Consider the following 17,603-nt stretch of genomic DNA (forward strand, 5'->3'; position numbering starts at 1 on the left):
CGCCCGCGAAACCTGGTCGCGAGGCACAGATATGCCGGGATTCGGTGTCGACTTTAAGAACGCGCTGCGGGATCCGGGACCGTGGCATATCACCATCGGCGCATGGGGAGAATGCCTTCCCAACCACAGCAATTACATGGAATTAAACCACGACAAGGTAGACGCGTGGGGCATTCCAACCATCAAGGTCAACCACCGTTGGGGACCCAATGAGCTTGCAATCTTCAAAGATGCACAGATCACAGCGGCCGAGATGCTGGAAGCCACTGGAGTAAAGGACATCATAATGAGTACAGTGCCCTCCATACCGGGCGAATGTATTCACGAGATGGGCAGCGCCCGCATGGGGCACGATCCGAAAACCTCTGTGCTGAATTCGCACAACCAAGCACATGACGTTCCCAACCTGTTTGTGACCGACGGCTCATTCATGGCCTCTTCAGCCTGTCAGAATCCCTCGCTCACTTACATGGCAATGACGGCGCGAGCCTGCGATTACGCTGTGACCCAGATGAAGAAAGGCGAACTCTGAATTCCAGTGCTTCTGGCAGAATCGCCGTAGATTCGAAACTGAACTTTCAGGTGCCCCGTCGTACGATCACGACGCGGGCACAGAATCTCGGATCAACGTTTGTCGGACCATCATGCTGAAGGATTGAATGCTTGCCGATATACCTGTATCGGTCATCACCAGTCCTCTCACAGCCAGTCTCTATTTGACCGAGCAGGACGCGAAGGCCTGACCGGTCAAACAGAGTGGTGCGAAGGCGACTTGTAATCAGCCGATACTTTGAGTTCAAAATGCAAAGCGGGCGCTCAAGACGACGTTATGGTCATAGCTATGCCAGGATGAGGTCGCGAATTGCATGCCAGCTCCCAGCACAATCCCCGTTCGGCTTCCTGGTTGATCAGGGAAGAACTTGATTCGACCAAGCAGAATTCCCGGAGTGATGAAGTTCTGAAGGCGGCCATCATTCGGTCCACCATGGAAAAAACTTGCGTTATCTTCCAACTCCATAGTGAGCAATTTTGTGGTGCGAAATTCGAGCACAGAGTTGAAGTGCACAGTCCGCCCCTCTGAGGCTGCCTGCGAGGTAGGTAGCGTGCCGCCCAAAGAACTCAAGACATTCCACCGCCGACCGAATCCTTTACCGGCCAATATCGTTGGTGTCATCGTTGCGTATTTGGCGCCGTTCCTGTGCTGACCTGATGGAAACGAAGCACCAACTTGTGCGCTGACGATGTAGTTGCCCGTAGCTTCTGGTCGTGACACCAAGCGGTATTTGTAGAGCAAGCCGACATCGCCCCACCCGTCAGATGCAGTCGCACTGTTGCGCTGGAAGTAGGGTGGAGGATAGATGTCGACTTGCATATTCGGCGCCGGGATCAGATTGAATCCCTTGCCTGCACCATAACTCCAAGTTGTCGTGCCTGCAGAAGTCAGCTGGCGCGTGAAGTCGGAGCGATACACCTGTGCAAGCATTGGAAACGGGCTGACCAGCGGCACAGACCAGGACGGTTGTTTGGCCTGAGTCGCTGTGGCCACGCTCGCCCATCCCTGCCAGAAACGCGCGGCTTTGCTTGCCCTCTTTGGGCCTGCTTCGCTTTCGTCTGACAACGCAGTGTTTTCCTGATTGCCCTGAGCCAAGAGTGCCGCGGGAGAAGCCCACGCCAAAAGGCTGAATGTGATCATTGGAACAAGACTTCTGTAGATCAGTACGTCGACCTCCCCATTCTGATTCTTTTTGACTTTCAGGAGCTCACCAGGTGAGCAGCTATACCAAGAGCTCGAAAGAAAACGTCCTAGGATCGCTTAGCCTGTGTCGTTGTTTCACGCTTCTTTCGTTATTTCTTCGGTGTGTACTTGGCGCGGAATGCGGTGACTTCCTCGGGAGAGAGATAGCCATTCGATTCCATGAAATCAAGTACGAGATCGAAGTCATAGGTGATGCACTTGGCCTGCCAGCGTTCCCCATTAGGCAGCGTTTCGTATTTATCCATTTCCATGGCGTAGGCTTTGGCCTCAGCCAGACCCTGCTCATACAGGCCATTGGGCTTGAACTCGATGACCATGTGGCCGACTCGATATAACCGGTCAATGCGCGGTGCTCTACCTGGAGAGTAATTGGGATTTTTGACAGGGTACTCGGCCTGGGAGCCGGCGGGGGGCTCTTCGGAGACGACATTCGGTGACTTGATGAAAGTGCTGAGCTTCTCAAACCACTTGTGGGCGAAGTTGCCAACCTGTTTGCCTACGCCCTGCTGCTGTTCAATATCCGGGGAGTATTTGCTGATCTCCTTGACTCCCTGGGTATCTTCAGGAGGAGCTTCCTCCTTGACCTTTAGCTTTTCTCTCGGCGGTGCGTCGCGCCCCGGACCGCTGCCTTTTCCGCTGCCGCTTCCGCCACTAATCCCTGAACCACCTCCGCCGTTTTGGACAGCTACCGCGTTAAGGCCCGTGGCAGCTGTAACAGGAGAGATAACGACAGTTCCGTCGGCCATAACCTGGATGGTGACAGCAGCCGGAGGCTGACTGATGGCAGTAATCTGAGGGCCTCCAGCAGTGGCTGGCCGCAGGCCTCCGCCTGCACCAGAATTGACAGATTCAGGTGCCGCACCGGTTCCACCACCGCCGCCTTCAATCGGTTTGGGCCCAGGGAGCGCCTTACCGACAAGAATGGTTGTGATGGTGACGAGGACGCGCAGCAGAATTCCGCCCATGGCCTTACCGAAGTGTTCTGCTGCTGCCTGAAGTTCGTCGAAAGAATTGGCGGCCTCGGACTCATCGCTGAGCGCCATCCAGGCTACAGCGAAGTTCTTGATCTCGCTAAGAGTGAAGAGCGTGAGCAAGGCAAGGGTAATAGTTGCGGCTGTCGCCTTGCTAAAGAGAGGTTCAGGGGCAAGCCAGGCGGCGACATAGAGGGTAATACCAATCATGGTGCCAGCGATGAAGATGGGGTCGTTGATGAGCTGCTCGAATGCGTCGCGACCACCCTCGCTTACGAAATCCGGCGACATGTGCAGAGCGAGGCTCATCTTCATCTGCGGAGTCATATGAAGATCGGCCATTGGATCATCATTGGTGGGCTGGCCATACTTGGCCGTGTACTTCTGCCAGATGTCCTTCTCCCAGGGCTCAAGGGAATTCCAGCTCTTTCTCTTTTGAGGGTCGAAATGCTCGAGCTTGTCCTGAGGGGTGCGCTGTTCGTCGGGCTGAGTACCAGCCTGGTTGGGATCCTTAACGCCAACAAACTCGTGATACTTGGCAAGGATGGCCTTCATGTCGTCGAGAGTGAGCCCCCCTTCGCCGGTTTTCTGTTGGCCGCTGAAAAGAGCCCGATTAGCCTGAATAAAGCGGGCGACCTCGATCCAGTCTTCCTGTTTCGTGTCGGACTTCGGCTCGTCTTTGCCTGGAGCCTTCAGGACCATGGTTTCGCTGAGCGCCTTGTAGAGCGCCATGAGCTCATCGAACGGAATGGCCTCCTTCTTATCGGATTTGTCCTTAACGTCGGCGGCGATCTTGTCATCGAGCAGGCCGCGGCGGCGAAGTTCGTCAATCTGCTTGGCGTCGGTGATCTTGACCGTGGTTCCACCGCTTCCTTGTTGTATGACCGGGCTGGTGCCAGTGCCGCCCCCAGCGCCGCCTGTTTTGCCTGTAGGTGGTGCAACACCAGAAATGGTTCCAGTGCCACCCGGCTTGCCTCCTGCGGCTCCAGAGTCCTGATTGGCGGCTTTGGCACCGTGATCGCCGCCAGTGCCACCACCCTTCCCTGCTCCCTGCTGACCCGTAGGAGCAGCTTGGACGCCGTTGACTGTAAGGGGCACCGAGTTGGCTGACAGGCTTTCGAGATAAGCCTGAAATCTATCCTGCTGTGTCTTGATCTGAGACTTGGTGCCGCGAAGATCGCCGCTCACTCTAAGCACGATGCCGCCAGCGGCCGAGGGGATAGAAAGTTCTTGGGCTTTTTGATCGTAGGTGACCTCATAGGTTCCAACGTTTAACTGCAGGCCTTCGTCCACCCGCGCGCGGAAGTCTCCCTGCGTCCCGTGGAAGACGATGGTGTTAGGAAGAATGATTTCGATGCCGGTGCAACGGGCTTCAGAAACCTGCCGAAGAAGAAGAGGTGCTATAGCGGCTGGACGGACGGCCGCCGTGGTAGCAACGGCTTTGATTCCGCTCGCGGCGCGGTCGGCCTGACTTTCAAGTTCCCTTTCGGGACGGTTCAGAAGCCCCTGGCGAAACTGAGCCACGTGGGCAAGTTCATGGTGCAGCAAACGGTCGCCATCGGGGTGCGACGGGGCGTACTTACCAGCGCGAAAAAACACATTGTCAGCAACGGTAAAGGCGTCGGCGTTGACCTGGCGGCAGAGGTCATCGGCATGGTCGTCGGCGTGGATGCGAACACGGCCGAGATCAAAGCCAAAGCGCTGCGATGCGACACGAGCCAGGCTGGGTGAAAGCGGTGTACCACCTGAATGTTGAAGATTGACGTATGAGGCTGCCGCGCGTCCTCCGCCGGCCCGATAGACTCGCCCGAGTTCGCCAGTGGCCGAGTCCGGCGTAATGCTGGACTGACGAAGCAAACGGGCACTGGACTGGGGAGAAAGAAGCGGAACGTTACAGAATTCCGAATGCCGCCGGGGAACCGCGAGGCCAGCGGAACCAAAGGACGCTCGTGGCCCGCCGTGATTCTTGGCGGCGCGGATACTGTCCGGTTCTGTGGTTTCGCGCCGAAGGACTTGAGCGGACAGAATGCTCTGTTCCTTGCGGCCCGGTGGAGCAGCGACAGGTTGCGCTTTTGTTGACATGGCGGCTCTCAGCACGCGAATTCGTCCAGAACAGACTACGAGTGAGCCAGCGGATATTCAAGGAGGATTGTGATTCGATCATCGTGGGAGTCCGCGTTACTGATGTAAATGCCAGTGCATGAACCCGGCCAAATCGCTTGCGTGAAAAAGCAAAATTCCATGTCATACACAACCTGTGTACTTCATTTGATCTCGGACCTTATGCGCTGACCATAACTACAGTTGTGCAACGATTTGCTTTCCCGCAACACGACTGCAACTCAGGCGACGACAGAGTCACAGCTCCCGCCGCTTATGCCGTCTGTTGCTGCATCGCAGCACCGTGTGCCTCGTTTTCCTCGACGTGGAGACGCGCACAGGAGGGACACGTATGTAGATGATGGGTATAGGCAAGGCGTTCGGGACTCACACCAATTGGTGAGAGGCTCGCTTTATGAAGAGCGGTTGAGGTTCGGCTTGCACGATAGAGTGCCTTGCCTTGCTCGCAGTCTGCAGCATAGTGAACAGTCGAAAACATGAAGAGCAGCATGCTCCTCGTCACCCCCACTTGGGAAGAGAGCGTGGTTGCACATGTTGATTCCGCCGTTGGGATGGAAGAAGTGTGGAGGGGCAAAGGGAATGTGCAGAAGGGAGAATGTCTTAAGCCGCGCGGTTCTCACTTTGCGTGTGAAGGGGCTTTCCACGCTTTGCGATCGGTTTCAACAATGGCTGCCGAGGGCGCCCGTGAGGCAGCGTTATACATTTTTATCTAGGTCTTGAGGGTGCTGGAATCAGTCGCGAGCTGTGCTTCGTCAAGACTGGATGGCTGAGGAGTGCTAAGTATTCAGTGCTGAAATAAGGACGGCCTTCAAATCACTACGATAGACGAATGGTCATCAGCGGTCTTCCCTTCAGTGGAAGAAGACCGCGGGCGGCTTGACTTTGCCTAACTGGAGTATCACTCCCTTCCGGCCAGAAACGGCACACGACTCGATGCACCTCGGTGGCAACTTCCATAGATAGATGTCTCTGGCTGAATGGATCCGGAGGGGTACTACTCATAGCAGAAAATGATCGCCAAACATCGGGGCCTTGCTCTTTGAGCCTTCCAGTGTGGCTTCATCCTGAATGACGTCCCAATGCTCGATTAGTATTCCGTCGTAAATCTTCAGGATATCTGCGGCGATCCAGTTGACCGGAAGGCCAAAGCCGGAGAATCGGCCATGCACGATGACATAATCTCCTTCGGCGACGATCAATCCGGGCTCATAGCGCAGCGTCGAAGGAAGCCCTTTGATGAGGTTGAAGAGCCCTTCGCGTCCGGGCTCGATATGCGCGCTGTGCTGGATGTAGTTCGGCGACCAGAAGCGTTCTGCAGTCTCGTAATCCCGTCGATTAAACAACGTATTGAATGCTTCAAGTACAAGGGCTTTATTGCGTTGCTGCAATGTATCTGGCATCGGTTCCTCCTGTTGGGGTGTGATCAGCACAAGCTAACTGCGTCTACGGTTGGATAGTCGATGTACCCGCGCGGGCCTGCGGCATAGACGGTGGGCCAGTCAACCTCTTCAAGAGGACCGTTCTGTTCGAAACGCGTCACAAGGTCAGGATTGGCGATGAACGATCGCCCAAAGGCGATTGAATCGGCAAGGCCCGCGTAGATGAGTCGATTGCCGCGCTCGGGCGTCATGTCGACATTGGCGATGATGTGACCGCGGTAAAACTCACGGAAGTGACGGTACATCGCATCACCGGCGAGCGACTCGAGTGGGCTGCCCGTCACATCTGTGTTGGTACCCATCAGCAGTAGGTGCGCGAGGTGGTATCTATTGAGCTTCTGGAACACATAGTTCATGTCGGGAAGCGTGTCTGCATTCGCGGCGTACGGACCGGTGAGGTGCATGGGCCCGATCTTGACACCAACGCGACCTGATTCAACGTGTCGCAATACTTCCTCAACAATTTCGAAAAGAAGACGTGCGCGATTCTCAGTTGAACCACCGTATTCGTCTGTGCGTTTGTTCGTTGCGCTGTTAAGAAATTGCGCGATCAGGTAAAGGTAATTCGCTTGGATCTGCACCCCATCGAATCCAGCTTCCGTCGCATTGCGGGCAGCATTCCCAAAGTCCGCTATCGTTCTCTGGATTTCGGCTTTGGTCATGGGGCGTGGTGACACAGTGGGCTTTCTGTCGGTTGGAGTGACGCTTTCCTGTTCCGGGTTGACATTGGAAGCGGAGAGTGGAAGTTCACCTGCGAAAAAGTCTGGGTGGGACATCGCGCCGGTGTGCCAAAGCTGCGCATAGATGAGCCCACCGTTGTTGTGCACAGCCTCCGTCACGCCGCGCCATCCCTTAACTTGTTCGGGACTCCATAAGCCGGGCGTATCCGCCCAGCCATAGCCCTGCGCGCTGACCTCAGTGCATTCAGCAATGATGAGTCCAGCAGCGGCGCGTTGCGCATAATACTCTGCGTGCAGGCTGGTGGGAGCGTGCTCAGGATTATCGGCGCGCATGCGTGTCAAAGGGGCCATGACAATTCGATTTCGCAACTCGAGCGACCCCATGCGCACAGGCTTAAACAATGCTTGCGATGTGATTTCTGACATGACATTCCTCTCACTCACACGCCTTCAGGCGTGCGAGCGATGTTTTCTGTGCGGTATTTCGTTAAGTAAGGCGCTACTTCTCGTGGTAGCCGTCGACGAGAATGAGATTCCTTGTTAGCGCCAGGTCGCGGACCTCAAGTGCGTGGGCATATTCAGGTGAGTGGTACCAGGCCTCGGCCTGCTCCAAGCTGGGAAACTCCACAACCACAACGGTGCGTGGCCTCCACTGCCCTTCAAGGACACGTACCTCACCGTTGCGCGCCAGATAACAGCCTCCATACTTCGCAATCACTGGAGCGGCGCGAGTGCGATAGGTTTCAAAGGCTTCCAGACTGAGGACGGTGATATCGGAAATCATGATGGCGGACATATCTTTTCCTTTGATCAGAACGGCAGTGTGGCGTTGAAGTGATTCACGAATGCGTGTTCTTGAGGCCCGGGATTATTGCGGAAGTGCGGAGCATTACCTGCGAGGATTTCGAGCGCATCGGTCCCAAGCTGTTGCATCACTTCGTTCAGAAAGTCTTCAAGCGGCATGGCAGCTTCGGCCTCGCGGCTGTTCATCAGGTCCGTGCGTACCCAGGGCGGCGCCAGCTCAATGACGCTAACTGATGAGTCCCTGAGTTTGAAACGTTGTGAGAGCACATAAGAGTGAAGCGCTGCCTTGGTAGCGGAATAAACCGAGGTCAAAGCCATCGGCGTGAAGCCGAGCACCGAAGTGTTGTAGATGATCGTTGCGGACGGTTGTGCCTTCAGGTGATCAATGAGTGCCGACGTAAGTCGGATGGGCCCGATGAGATTCGTAGTCACAGTTGCGACTAACTGCGCGTCGTCTTGCACCGCGTCGACTGTATCCGGCAGCATAATGCCCGCGTTATTGATGAGCACATTCAGGCTCGGGAAATCACGCAATAGTCGCTGCGCCGCATTTTGGATGCTTTTCAGATCCTGGACGTCGAGCTCGATGGAAGCGATGCCTGGGTTCGCTGTAATCGTTTCTTCCAGCGCGCTCTTTCTGCGTCCGGAGATGATGACCTGATTGCCACGCCGATGAAACTCCTCAGCGAGCGCACGACCAATCCCCGATCCGCCGCCAGTGATAAAGATGGTGTTTCCTGTGAGCTTCATGATTGCTTCCTTTCTTCCGCATGGCTTCCAGTCGGAGTCATAAACGGGAGCCGCCGTCTACAGGAATACTCGCGCCGGTAATCCAGCGGGCCTGGTCGGAAGCCAGAAAGGCAACTACGTCCGCAACGTCTTCTGGCTTGCCGATACGTTTGAGCGCTTGCATATTAAGCGCCACTTCGCGGCCAGCTTCCGTCTTCGTGAAGTTAGACATGTCCGTGTCAATCACGCCTGGCGCGACCGCATTGACGCGGATGCCTTGAGGACCGAGGATTGCAGCCCAGTTCTTCACTAGTGTTTCCAGTGCACCCTTAGTGGACGCGTAAGCCAGGATGGACGGGCTGTCCAGTGCCGGTTTACCTACGACCATCCGAGCAACGGCAGACGTAACTGCGACAATGTTCGCCCCTTCGCTGAGGAAAGGAACCAGCTGCTGGACTAGAAAGAAAGGACCGCGCACATTCGTAGCGAAGAGCGAATCCAGTTCTTCCACCTTGTACGCAGCCAATGGCGCAGCCTTACTTACGCCGGCGTTGAGAACAACGATGTCCAGCCGTTCTTTAATCAATGCTCCAACTTGTTGTCCTAGCAGAGTAGGGCCATCAGGAGCGGAGAGATCTGCGCCCAGCGCCTCGGCCTGTCCGCCTTTCTCGCGAATAAGCGAGACGACGGCCTGGGCTTCCTCGTGCGAGCGTCCGTAATGGACCAACACACGTGCACCGGCTTCAGCAAGAGCCAGAGAGATTGCGCGTCCAATGCCTCGAGAAGCGCCAGTCACCAGAGCAGTTTTATTAGTAAGAGATTTCATTTGCTTTTCCTCCACGGAAAGTGCCGCACCGCGAAGAGATACGCGATGCGGCAGCCCTGGTTGTCAGGCGTTCGTTCCGCCATCCACAGTGAGGTTTGCGCCAGTGATGTACGACGCGTCAGGGCCGGCGACAAAAGCGACCAGCGCCGCTACCTCGTCGACATGGCCGTAGCGTTTCAGTGAGGTCGTGGCCAGTTGCGGTGCAGCCCAGTCACCGCTGGCTGGATTGAGGTCCGTGTCAATCGGGCCGGGCTGAACATTGTTGACGGTGATCTTGCGATCGCCAACTTCGCGTGCAAGTCCTTGGGTGAACATCTTCACCGCGCCCTTCGTAGCGGAGTACGCGGCCAGCCCAGGCGTCATGGTGCGCTCGCCTACGGACGAGCCAATCGAGATGATTCGACCACCCTCAGGCATGTGCTTAAGCGTCTCTTGCGTAGCCACAAACACGCCACGCACATTGAGATTCAGAATATGATCCAGTTCCTCAAGCGTGGCCTGTTCAAACGGTTTAGGGATGGCTGTGCCTGCATTATTAACGAGAATGTCGATGTGCCCGAATGTTTCAACCGCCTTGGCGATGGCCGCCCGGATCGCTTCCGCGTTGCCGCCATCCGCCAGAACAGCGAGAGCTTTCACTCCATACTTCTCAATGGCCTCGGTTACGCTGGCCGCGGCCTTTGCATCTCTTGCGTAGGTAATAACAACATCAGCGCCATCGGAGGCGAGACGTTTTGCAATGGCAGCGCCAATACCGCGGGAGCCGCCCGTGACCAGGGCGACCTTCTTCGCAAGTGGGAGTTTACGTTCTTCCGGTTTCATAATGCCTCCTGAACATCTGAACAATCGATACGATACATCACGTATCGTTTTGTACATAGAGTGAGATGATGCCATAGCATCAAAGATTCAAAGAAATGGGGAAAGTTCGTGCCAAGCCAAATAAGCGGCGAATCAACAGCGAAAGTTTCCGGTGGCCGTCCGCGGAATCCAAACATCGACCAGGCTGTGCTGGAGGCTGCGGCCAAACTGGTCCTGGCGAATGGATTGCGTGCGGTCAGCATGGACGCGATAGCAGCCGAGGCGGGCGTTGGCCGGATGGCAATCTATCGCCGATGGCCTAACAAAGCAGCCATTGTGATGAGTGCGTTCGTCGCTCGCGTGGACCCGACAACTTTGTTCGCGCCCGCCACGAGCTATCTCGAAAGTATCCGCCTGCAGATGCGCACGATGGCTAAGGCCTTTCGCGGCAAAGACGGTGCTCTGCTTCGAATTCTTCTTGCCGAGGCGCAGCACTGCCCGGAAGTAGCGGAAGAACTTCGAGAACGCTGGACGATGCCGCGGCGAAAGATGGCCATCGTGTATTTCGAGCAAGGCATTCAAGAAGGATGGTTGCGCGCCGACGTCGACCCAAACACCATGATCGATGTGCTCTACGCGCCCCTTTACTATCGCCTGCAAATGGGAACCGGCCCTTTGACGGACACTTATGTGGACCAGGTATTCGAACATGCCATGAGAGGATTGCGACGGTCCGCAGGTAAGCCGCGGTCTTAGCGACAGCAGACAATTCCGTGAAGAGCCGCCCACAGATTGAGTCCAGAAGGTAGTGCTCGACACGAACCGTGCGTCTGTTCCGCAAGTCTGGGTCTCGGGCACGTCTCTCTCCTCCGTAGTTCCAACTTTGTATCCATGAGAAGCAGTCTTTCAATCAGGGTATGGATTGTCTTCCAGCATCAGAAGTCTCCAATGCACTATTTTTCCGCGACTCTTTAGAGCTATGTGCGGACGACGGGACAAATAGTTTGCGCAACCGCCGGATAGCCCTTTCGGGCTGGTTTCCTCCGACGCTCATCTGCTGTACTCTTCACCATACATACGAGAATCGCTGCGGGTGCGGTCGTTGCGTGGGAGTATGCAGGATGGATATCAAACCGATTCGTGTAATGACCGTGGACGATCATCCGTTGATGATGGAAGGTATTTCCTCCGTGATCAACGCTTGCGCGGACATGGAAATGGTTGCAGAAGTGACGAATGGGCAACACGCGCTCCAGGCACTCCTGCGTTATCAACCTGACGTCATACTGATGGATATCCGGATGCCCCAGATGAATGGCCTGGATGCCATCAAACTCATCCGCGCCGAAATCCCGAAGGCACGCATCATTGTGCTCACAAATTCCTGTGGTGACATACACGCAGCTCGCGCATTCGAAGCCGGCGCCTCAGCTTACCTTCTGAAAACGATGCTGCGGACGGAATTGCTCGACACCATTCGAACAGTTCATGCCGGAAAACGCAGGATCCCCCCTGAAATTGCGCAGATGCTCGCCGAACACGCGGGCGAAGACAGACTCACCTCTCGTGAACTTGAGATTCTGCGGGGCGTTGCAGAGGGCAATTCCAACAAAAGCATTGGGGCAAGTCTCCATATCTCCGAGCACACGGTAAAGAACCACTTGAAGAACATTCTGTCCAAGCTGAACGCGAATGATCGCACACACGCTGTCATGATTGGAATGCAGCGCGGATTTTTGGATGCTTGATGATGTCGATGTTTCGATGCCGGCTCTTAGTACTTCTGGTGTCGAGCCTGATCGCGCTCCACGCTCAATCCGTTCTGCCTGCTGCAACAATGCATCAACTGCATCACACCAGCTTCACGTTCAAGGACGGCCTGTATGGCGAGGTGAGAGCGCTTGCGCAAACCAAAGATGGTTTCCTCTGGGTCGGCACCTCACAGGGCCTGTACCGCTTCGATGGAACCAGCTTCGAGAACTATAAGCCAGAGCGTGGCGTACTGCCGGACGTTGCGGTAACTTCCCTGCTCGTTGTCGACGATGGCAGCCTGTGGGTTGGTTTTGAACATGGAGCCGTTGCTCACATCACATCGGGCGTATCAACTGCATACGACGAGCACCAGAACTTCCCTTACGGCAGCACAAGAGCCTTGGCCCGTACACCCGATGGAGCGATTTGGGCCGCGGCTACCGGTAGTCTTGCGCGTTTTGATGGCTCCAGATGGCAGAAAATACGGTACGACTGGAACTATCCAGAGCGCTCCGCGTCGGGTCTATTCGTCGATCGGCAGGGCACATTGTGGGTGGGCACCAGCGAACGACTTGTCTATCTTCCTGCACACGCTCATCGTTTTCAGGATGGTGGGTTCAAGGGCGCATGGATCGTTGCAATCGCTCAATCGGCTGATGGCGTTCTGTGGGCCTCTGACGGAAACACGGACACCGTACAGTCTTTTTGCACACCTTTGGAAAGCGGCACCTGTCATCGATCCGGTATCAAGATTCCTATCGGCTCGTGGGCAGTGCTTACGCCACGGAGCGGAGGACTATGGTTTGCGACCGAAACTCTTGGCGCGCGTTATCTTGCGGACACCGCACTCTCTGCCGTATCTGATACGGCTCGTGTGGCGGAATCGTTTGGTCCAGCGGAAGGACTTTCCGGTCGTTTATGTTCGACTTTCTTGGAAGATAGTGACGGAGATATCTGGGTTGGAACGAAAGGTGGGCTGGACCGGTTTCGTTCGTGGAACATGGACTGGCGCGAACTAGGTACGGACGAAGTGCATCTCCTTCCGGGAGACAACGGCAAACCGTGGTTCACTCCCGTAACGCTTCCCTTGCCTTTACAAGTCGACGACAGGTTTCCAGTTGAACTTCGATCACTGATAGATCAACCAGTGCTGGCAGCAACACGAAGCAATCGAGGGAACGTATGGCTCTTCACACATAAGAAGCTGTTCCGATGGTCGTCCGGTAATCTCACAGAAATTCCACGCCCTCACGAACTTCAAGATGGAAATGTTTACTCCATCGCGGAAGATCGTAAAGGAGTCGTGTGGCTTTCCATTGGTGGTCATGGCGAATATCGCTATGTATCCGGAACATGGAGCTTCGTGCCCGTCCCTGGAGCCGAACCAGACATAGCGGCGACAAACGCATATGTGGACGACACGGATCGACTATGGCTTGTCTACGATGCTCGAAGACTCGTAAGTCGGATTGAGAATGGAAAGGCAACTACCTATTCATCAGTTGACGAACTCGCCCTGGGACATCCGAATGTGATCACCGGACAAGGTTCCAAGCTACTCGTGGGAGGTACCCAAGGGCTTGCATACTTTGACGGCCATCGTTTCAAACGGCTCGTTGGCAGCCACGATGAAGCGTTTTCGTCAGTCTTCGACATCCTGTTCACACCCAAAGATGGAGCATGGATCAGCACAGTCAACGGGATCATCCACATCTCGGGTAACGACCTTGCACATTGCATCTCGACGTCATGCAACAGTATTCGCTTCGATCTTGTCGCGCCAAACAGCGAACTGCCACAACCCCTTGTAGGACCATCGCCCCCGGCTTATCAACCGACTTCAGTTCGCGACGAAAAGGGTGGTCTTTGGTTTGCTGTGCACGGTGGCGCGGTGAGAGTCGATCCTCGCGCGCTTGCGCCGAATCCCATTCCACCTTCCACAATCATCAAGTCATTTCAAGCGGATGGGAAAAGCTACTCGACGAAAGACCTACCTACATTTCATTCAAAGCTTCACTCTCTCCAGATCGACTACACTGCCCCGAGCCTTCGTCTCAACCAGCAAATGCGTTACAGGTACCGTCTGGATCATTGGGACACAGACTGGCAGGACGCTGGACTTAGGAAGCAGGCGATCTATTCCAACCTTGGGCCAGGCACATATGTCTTCCAAGTTATCTCGTGCAACGCACAAGGTGTATGCAGTACCGCGAGCCAGCCTCTGACTTTTCTAGTGACTCCAGCGTTTTACCAAACAGGGTGGTTCCGCGCATTGCTTCTATGCATTTCTGCATTATCGCTATGGTTTCTGTATAGGCTGCGTTTGAAGATCATTCTTCAGCGCTCCAACGCGTTGCTCTTAGAACGCATGTCGGAACGCGAACGCATTGCGCAGGACCTGCACGATACTTTCCTGCAGAGCGTTCAGGGCTTGATGCTCAAATTCCAGACGGTCGCAAGCGAAATCCGAACGGACGACCCTGCGCGAGCCAGGCTCGAATCGACACTTGTTCAGTCAGATCAGGTCCTGCTCGAGGGCCGCAGGCTAATCTCTACTCTCCATGGCCAGGAACATCCGCCAAACGCGTTGCTTGAGTCGCTCCGAGAGATTGGCACGGAATTACAGTTGCTCCACCCGACCCAGTTCTCGGTGGAATTTCAAGGCGTCCAGCGTGAGCTCAACGCTGCCGTCTGCGAAGAGATCCTCAGCTTTGGCCGTGAAGCGCTAACCAACGCATTTCGCCACGCCGAAGCAACACAAATCTCCCTTGTTCTTCGACTAAGTCCAAGGGACCTGCGGCTCACAGTGCATGACGACGGAATCGGAATTGAAGAAACGATTTTAGCGAAAGGATTTCGCGCAGGTCACTGGGGTCTGCGTACGATGCGTGACCGCGCAAAGAGACTGGGCGCTCGAAGTATGCTGAAAAGCTCGCCGCAGATGGGGACGACGATTGAACTGGTCGTTCCTGCGGAATTGGCATACGCAAACCGATCACCACACATGCTTCGCTCTCTCTTCAAAGCCCGTTCCTGAGCCGACTCGTGTAGAGGAAGCAGTCCAATTCACGCGTCCAAGGGTTGCAAACGGGCCTCAGACTCTAGCTGGGCAGGCCGCCGAACTAGCTTCCATATACGTACAGCTTGCCGCAAACGATGCGAGCTACACCACCGGCAACATCTACGGTGCGGGTGGAGGAAAAGGACAACCCTAACCCTGTGCGCGCCCTTTGCTTTGCAAACTGTAACTGAGGCAGCGGGATTCCCTCCACCGACCAAAGCAGCATAATGAAGCATGCATTGAAGATCCGAACTGCACACCGGGAAAACGCCCTAGCGACTAGAAGCACGGTAGGCCATGATGGCCAGTTTGTCATTTGATTCGCCGTGGAGATGGTGGCCCCGAAGCAGTATCTCAAAGCTACGAAGGCTTTGTTTTTTCAGAATCGCCTGAAGGTCCTGCGGCAACTCATCTCCCATCAGGAATCGAGCTGCGGCTTCGTTGGCGGGAACATCTGAACGGACGATGGTAAGCACGTATCCGCTGTCCGTGAGGTTGGGCGTCAGAGTTATGTCTGCATAGTTGACGCTTTCCACTTCTCCTTCCAAGGGCGCGTACTCAGCCTGTTCACCTTTCAGGGGATTAACATTGTGAAAGGCGTAACTATGCCCGGCAGGTTTGCCTGTGTACTGAAAATAGCTGCGGGCGGCAAAGAGCGAAACCCAGGGATCGCTGCGCTGATTGCCAATCAATATATAGCTGCCCTGGCCGAAGTCGCGAATATGCAAATCCCGGGCATAACGAAGTTCGGCCTGCATGCCTGCGCGGGTTAGTGCCTGCAGAAAGTCTGTACCCACCGACGCCTCATCCAGAGTGGTGGTGCGGACGCGCCCCAGCCGTGAGAGTAGCCGGTTGAACTTCTGGTCCTCCGCTTGTGAACCAACGGCTGCTCGGTTGCCAGTCTGGCTGTAACTTCCACCGGAATGTCTGTGTAGAAAGTCTTCTGAATTAGAAGAAGTGAAGTATCCGGCAAAACGACAGACACTTTGCCACCTTTGGCCACATAGGGAAACATTCTGTTGACGATGGAAGAGCCTTCCATTGCAGCCACGCGATGCGATCGCCACCAGAATAATGACCCTGCGATGGCGCAGACAAAATTGACGCTAGCTGAAGCTTATGCCAAACAACGGGGCCGCTTTCTACAGGCGACGGAGGCGGTTCCGCAAGAACGGATTCCGTGGTGACGGGAGTCGCCTCTTCAACTGCTGTGGGGCCATGCCCGCCTCTTCGAAAAGTGTTCGATAGCTACCCCGCGGCAGGGTGAGGCGGAGCGATTCGGAGACGCCTTCGGTGTCAAAGTAATTCTGAAGTTTTTGCCGGAGATGCCCGATCTGCACCCGGACGATTGGTGTCATAGGCCGGGTCAAAGTTATCTTTGCGACCAAGCGCTCGCTGTGCGATGTCCTGCTCACGTACGAGCGTATCGGGCTGAAGCAGAGAGCTTTCTGCGACAAGAAGAAGGATTTTCTTCAGGTGCGAGGCGCGTTGCAGGGTCCGGCTGCGTACGATGCGCTGTACCAGTTGCCAGCGGGCGTCGTCAGCCAGGAGGGCATTTACCTCTTCCTCGATGCTGCCTGCCGCTTCTGTTTGCATATACAACCGCCGATTTTCCCAGCGAAGCGCGACGCTGCAGGTGGCCAGACCGCGTTCTTAGGAAATGCTGTGGACGTGGTGCAGCCCGTTGCAAAGGATCCTTCATCGCAGCAGTACACTTTATCTATCTCGCGTGAATTGCCTTTTCGACGGTGTTGGAAGCGACGTACCTCGGCAACCATGGTCGTCACTTTCCGTACAGCTACACCATTAATCAAAACACTCTGGATCCCAAATACTTCAGCCTTGGCACAAGTTATCTGAATACCAGCGTGGCGAATCCGTATGCAGGCATGGTACCGGGGTCGCCTGGCGCCGCCACCATCACGCGCGCGACTCTGCTGAAGCCCTTCCCCTATTACTCCGGCGTGTATCAAAGCTATGCACGCACGCAGTCATACAACGGCAACTATCTGTATGTAACTGCAACACGCCGTGCCACAAATGGTCTGCAGATTATTGGGTCCTGCACATACGGCAAGTTAATGGATGTTCCCATCTTCGATCTACTGCTGAACTTACCCGGAGCGGCTACGAACTCTGTAAACGGCCCGCAGAACTGGCGCGATCCTTCAGGCGACTATAGCGTGGATGTACAGGATGTAACCCATCGCGTCACAATCTCCGGCCTGTACGATCTACCATTTGGACCCGGCAAGAAGTTTCTCTCTGGCAGTTCTGCTATCGACCGCTTACTGGGTGGCTTCCAGTTCAGTGTGATCATGAAACAGAATCTGGACGCCCCCTGTGATCTCCGGAACCAACAACCAAGGCATTGCCACGCGACCAAACATCCTACCCGGCGTAAGCGTGAAACTGGCGAATCCTTCTCGTGCCAAGTGGTTCAATACCGCAGCGTTTGTGAATCCGGCCGACTACACATTTGGCAATGCACCCCGTGCATATGCTCCTGCGCGCGATCCGTCGCAAACGAACTTTGACATGTCCGTCTTAAAGACGACGTCATTAACGCATGGTGCGAGACTCGAATTCCGAGTTGAGGCATATAACGCACTCAACCACACAGAGCTTGGTCAACCCAATACAACATTTGTTGCTGGCGCGCC

14 protein-coding genes and 1 pseudogene are annotated in these 17,603 nt (G+C 55.3%); 5 read left to right on the forward strand and 10 right to left on the reverse strand.

The genetic code is table 11. From position 1 onward, the window contains the following. A partial coding sequence (locus JAO32_RS18990) for a GMC family oxidoreductase (protein ID WP_334243337.1) occupies nucleotides 1–532 on the forward strand: 532 nt, incomplete at its 5' end. Nucleotides 533–796: 264 nt separating this feature from the next. On the opposite strand, the gene JAO32_RS18995 is transcribed toward JAO32_RS18990, so the two are convergent. From JAO32_RS18995 to JAO32_RS19030, 8 genes are all read right to left on the reverse strand, one after another. After that, nucleotides 797–1,693, reverse strand: a complete 897-nt coding sequence (locus tag JAO32_RS18995) for a hypothetical protein (RefSeq protein ID WP_334243339.1) — start codon at nucleotides 1,691–1,693, stop codon at nucleotides 797–799. 152 nt (nucleotides 1,694–1,845) lie between these two features. Beyond that, nucleotides 1,846–4,809, reverse strand: a complete 2,964-nt coding sequence (locus tag JAO32_RS19000) for an eCIS core domain-containing protein (protein WP_334243341.1) — start codon at nucleotides 4,807–4,809, stop codon at nucleotides 1,846–1,848. Nucleotides 4,810–5,846: 1,037 nt separating this feature from the next. Then, complete coding sequence (locus JAO32_RS19005; protein WP_334243343.1) at nucleotides 5,847–6,248, reverse strand: nuclear transport factor 2 family protein; 402 nt, start codon at nucleotides 6,246–6,248, stop codon at nucleotides 5,847–5,849. A gap of 23 nt (nucleotides 6,249–6,271) precedes the next feature. Continuing rightward, a complete protein-coding gene (locus JAO32_RS19010; protein WP_334243345.1) occupies nucleotides 6,272–7,393 on the reverse strand; it encodes an alkene reductase in 1,122 nt (373 codons plus the stop codon). Nucleotides 7,394–7,466: 73 nt separating this feature from the next. Beyond that, entirely contained in the window at nucleotides 7,467–7,763 is a 297-nt protein-coding gene (locus JAO32_RS19015; protein ID WP_334243347.1) for a DUF1330 domain-containing protein, read from the reverse strand. Between the two features lie 14 nt (nucleotides 7,764–7,777). Beyond that, nucleotides 7,778–8,521 (reverse strand): SDR family oxidoreductase, encoded by a 744-nt coding sequence (locus tag JAO32_RS19020; protein ID WP_334243349.1) that lies wholly within the window; start codon nucleotides 8,519–8,521, stop codon nucleotides 7,778–7,780. Between the two features lie 37 nt (nucleotides 8,522–8,558). Beyond that, complete coding sequence (locus JAO32_RS19025) at nucleotides 8,559–9,326, reverse strand: SDR family NAD(P)-dependent oxidoreductase (protein ID WP_334243351.1); 768 nt, start codon at nucleotides 9,324–9,326, stop codon at nucleotides 8,559–8,561. Between the two features lie 63 nt (nucleotides 9,327–9,389). Next, complete coding sequence (locus JAO32_RS19030) at nucleotides 9,390–10,148, reverse strand: 3-oxoacyl-ACP reductase family protein (RefSeq protein ID WP_334243352.1); 759 nt, start codon at nucleotides 10,146–10,148, stop codon at nucleotides 9,390–9,392. A gap of 108 nt (nucleotides 10,149–10,256) precedes the next feature. On the opposite strand from JAO32_RS19030, the gene JAO32_RS19035 reads away from it, so the two are divergent. The 3 genes from JAO32_RS19035 (at nucleotide 10,257) to JAO32_RS19045 (ending at nucleotide 14,916) form a co-directional block, all read left to right on the forward strand. Then, nucleotides 10,257–10,883, forward strand: a complete 627-nt coding sequence (locus tag JAO32_RS19035; RefSeq protein WP_334243354.1) for a TetR/AcrR family transcriptional regulator — start codon at nucleotides 10,257–10,259, stop codon at nucleotides 10,881–10,883. Nucleotides 10,884–11,248: 365 nt separating this feature from the next. After that, nucleotides 11,249–11,875, forward strand: a complete 627-nt coding sequence (locus JAO32_RS19040) for a response regulator transcription factor (RefSeq protein ID WP_334243355.1) — start codon at nucleotides 11,249–11,251, stop codon at nucleotides 11,873–11,875. An 8-nt stretch (nucleotides 11,876–11,883) separates the two neighbouring features. Beyond that, nucleotides 11,884–14,916 (forward strand): sensor histidine kinase, encoded by a 3,033-nt coding sequence (locus tag JAO32_RS19045; RefSeq protein WP_334243357.1) that lies wholly within the window; start codon nucleotides 11,884–11,886, stop codon nucleotides 14,914–14,916. Between the two features lie 296 nt (nucleotides 14,917–15,212). On the opposite strand, the gene JAO32_RS19050 is transcribed toward JAO32_RS19045, so the two are convergent. Next, a complete protein-coding gene (locus tag JAO32_RS19050; protein ID WP_334243359.1) occupies nucleotides 15,213–15,698 on the reverse strand; it encodes a hypothetical protein in 486 nt (161 codons plus the stop codon). A gap of 538 nt (nucleotides 15,699–16,236) precedes the next feature. Beyond that, on the reverse strand, nucleotides 16,237–16,536 hold the full coding sequence (locus JAO32_RS19055) for a hypothetical protein (protein ID WP_334243361.1): 300 nt from the start codon (nucleotides 16,534–16,536) through the stop codon (nucleotides 16,237–16,239). Nucleotides 16,537–16,688: 152 nt separating this feature from the next. On the opposite strand from JAO32_RS19055, the pseudogene JAO32_RS19060 reads away from it, so the two are divergent. After that, a pseudogene (locus JAO32_RS19060) lies at nucleotides 16,689–17,603 on the forward strand (hypothetical protein); the annotation flags it as partial.

It is taken from the genome of Terriglobus sp. ADX1 (assembly GCF_036877645.1).
Lineage (GTDB): Bacteria > Acidobacteriota > Terriglobia > Terriglobales > Acidobacteriaceae > Terriglobus.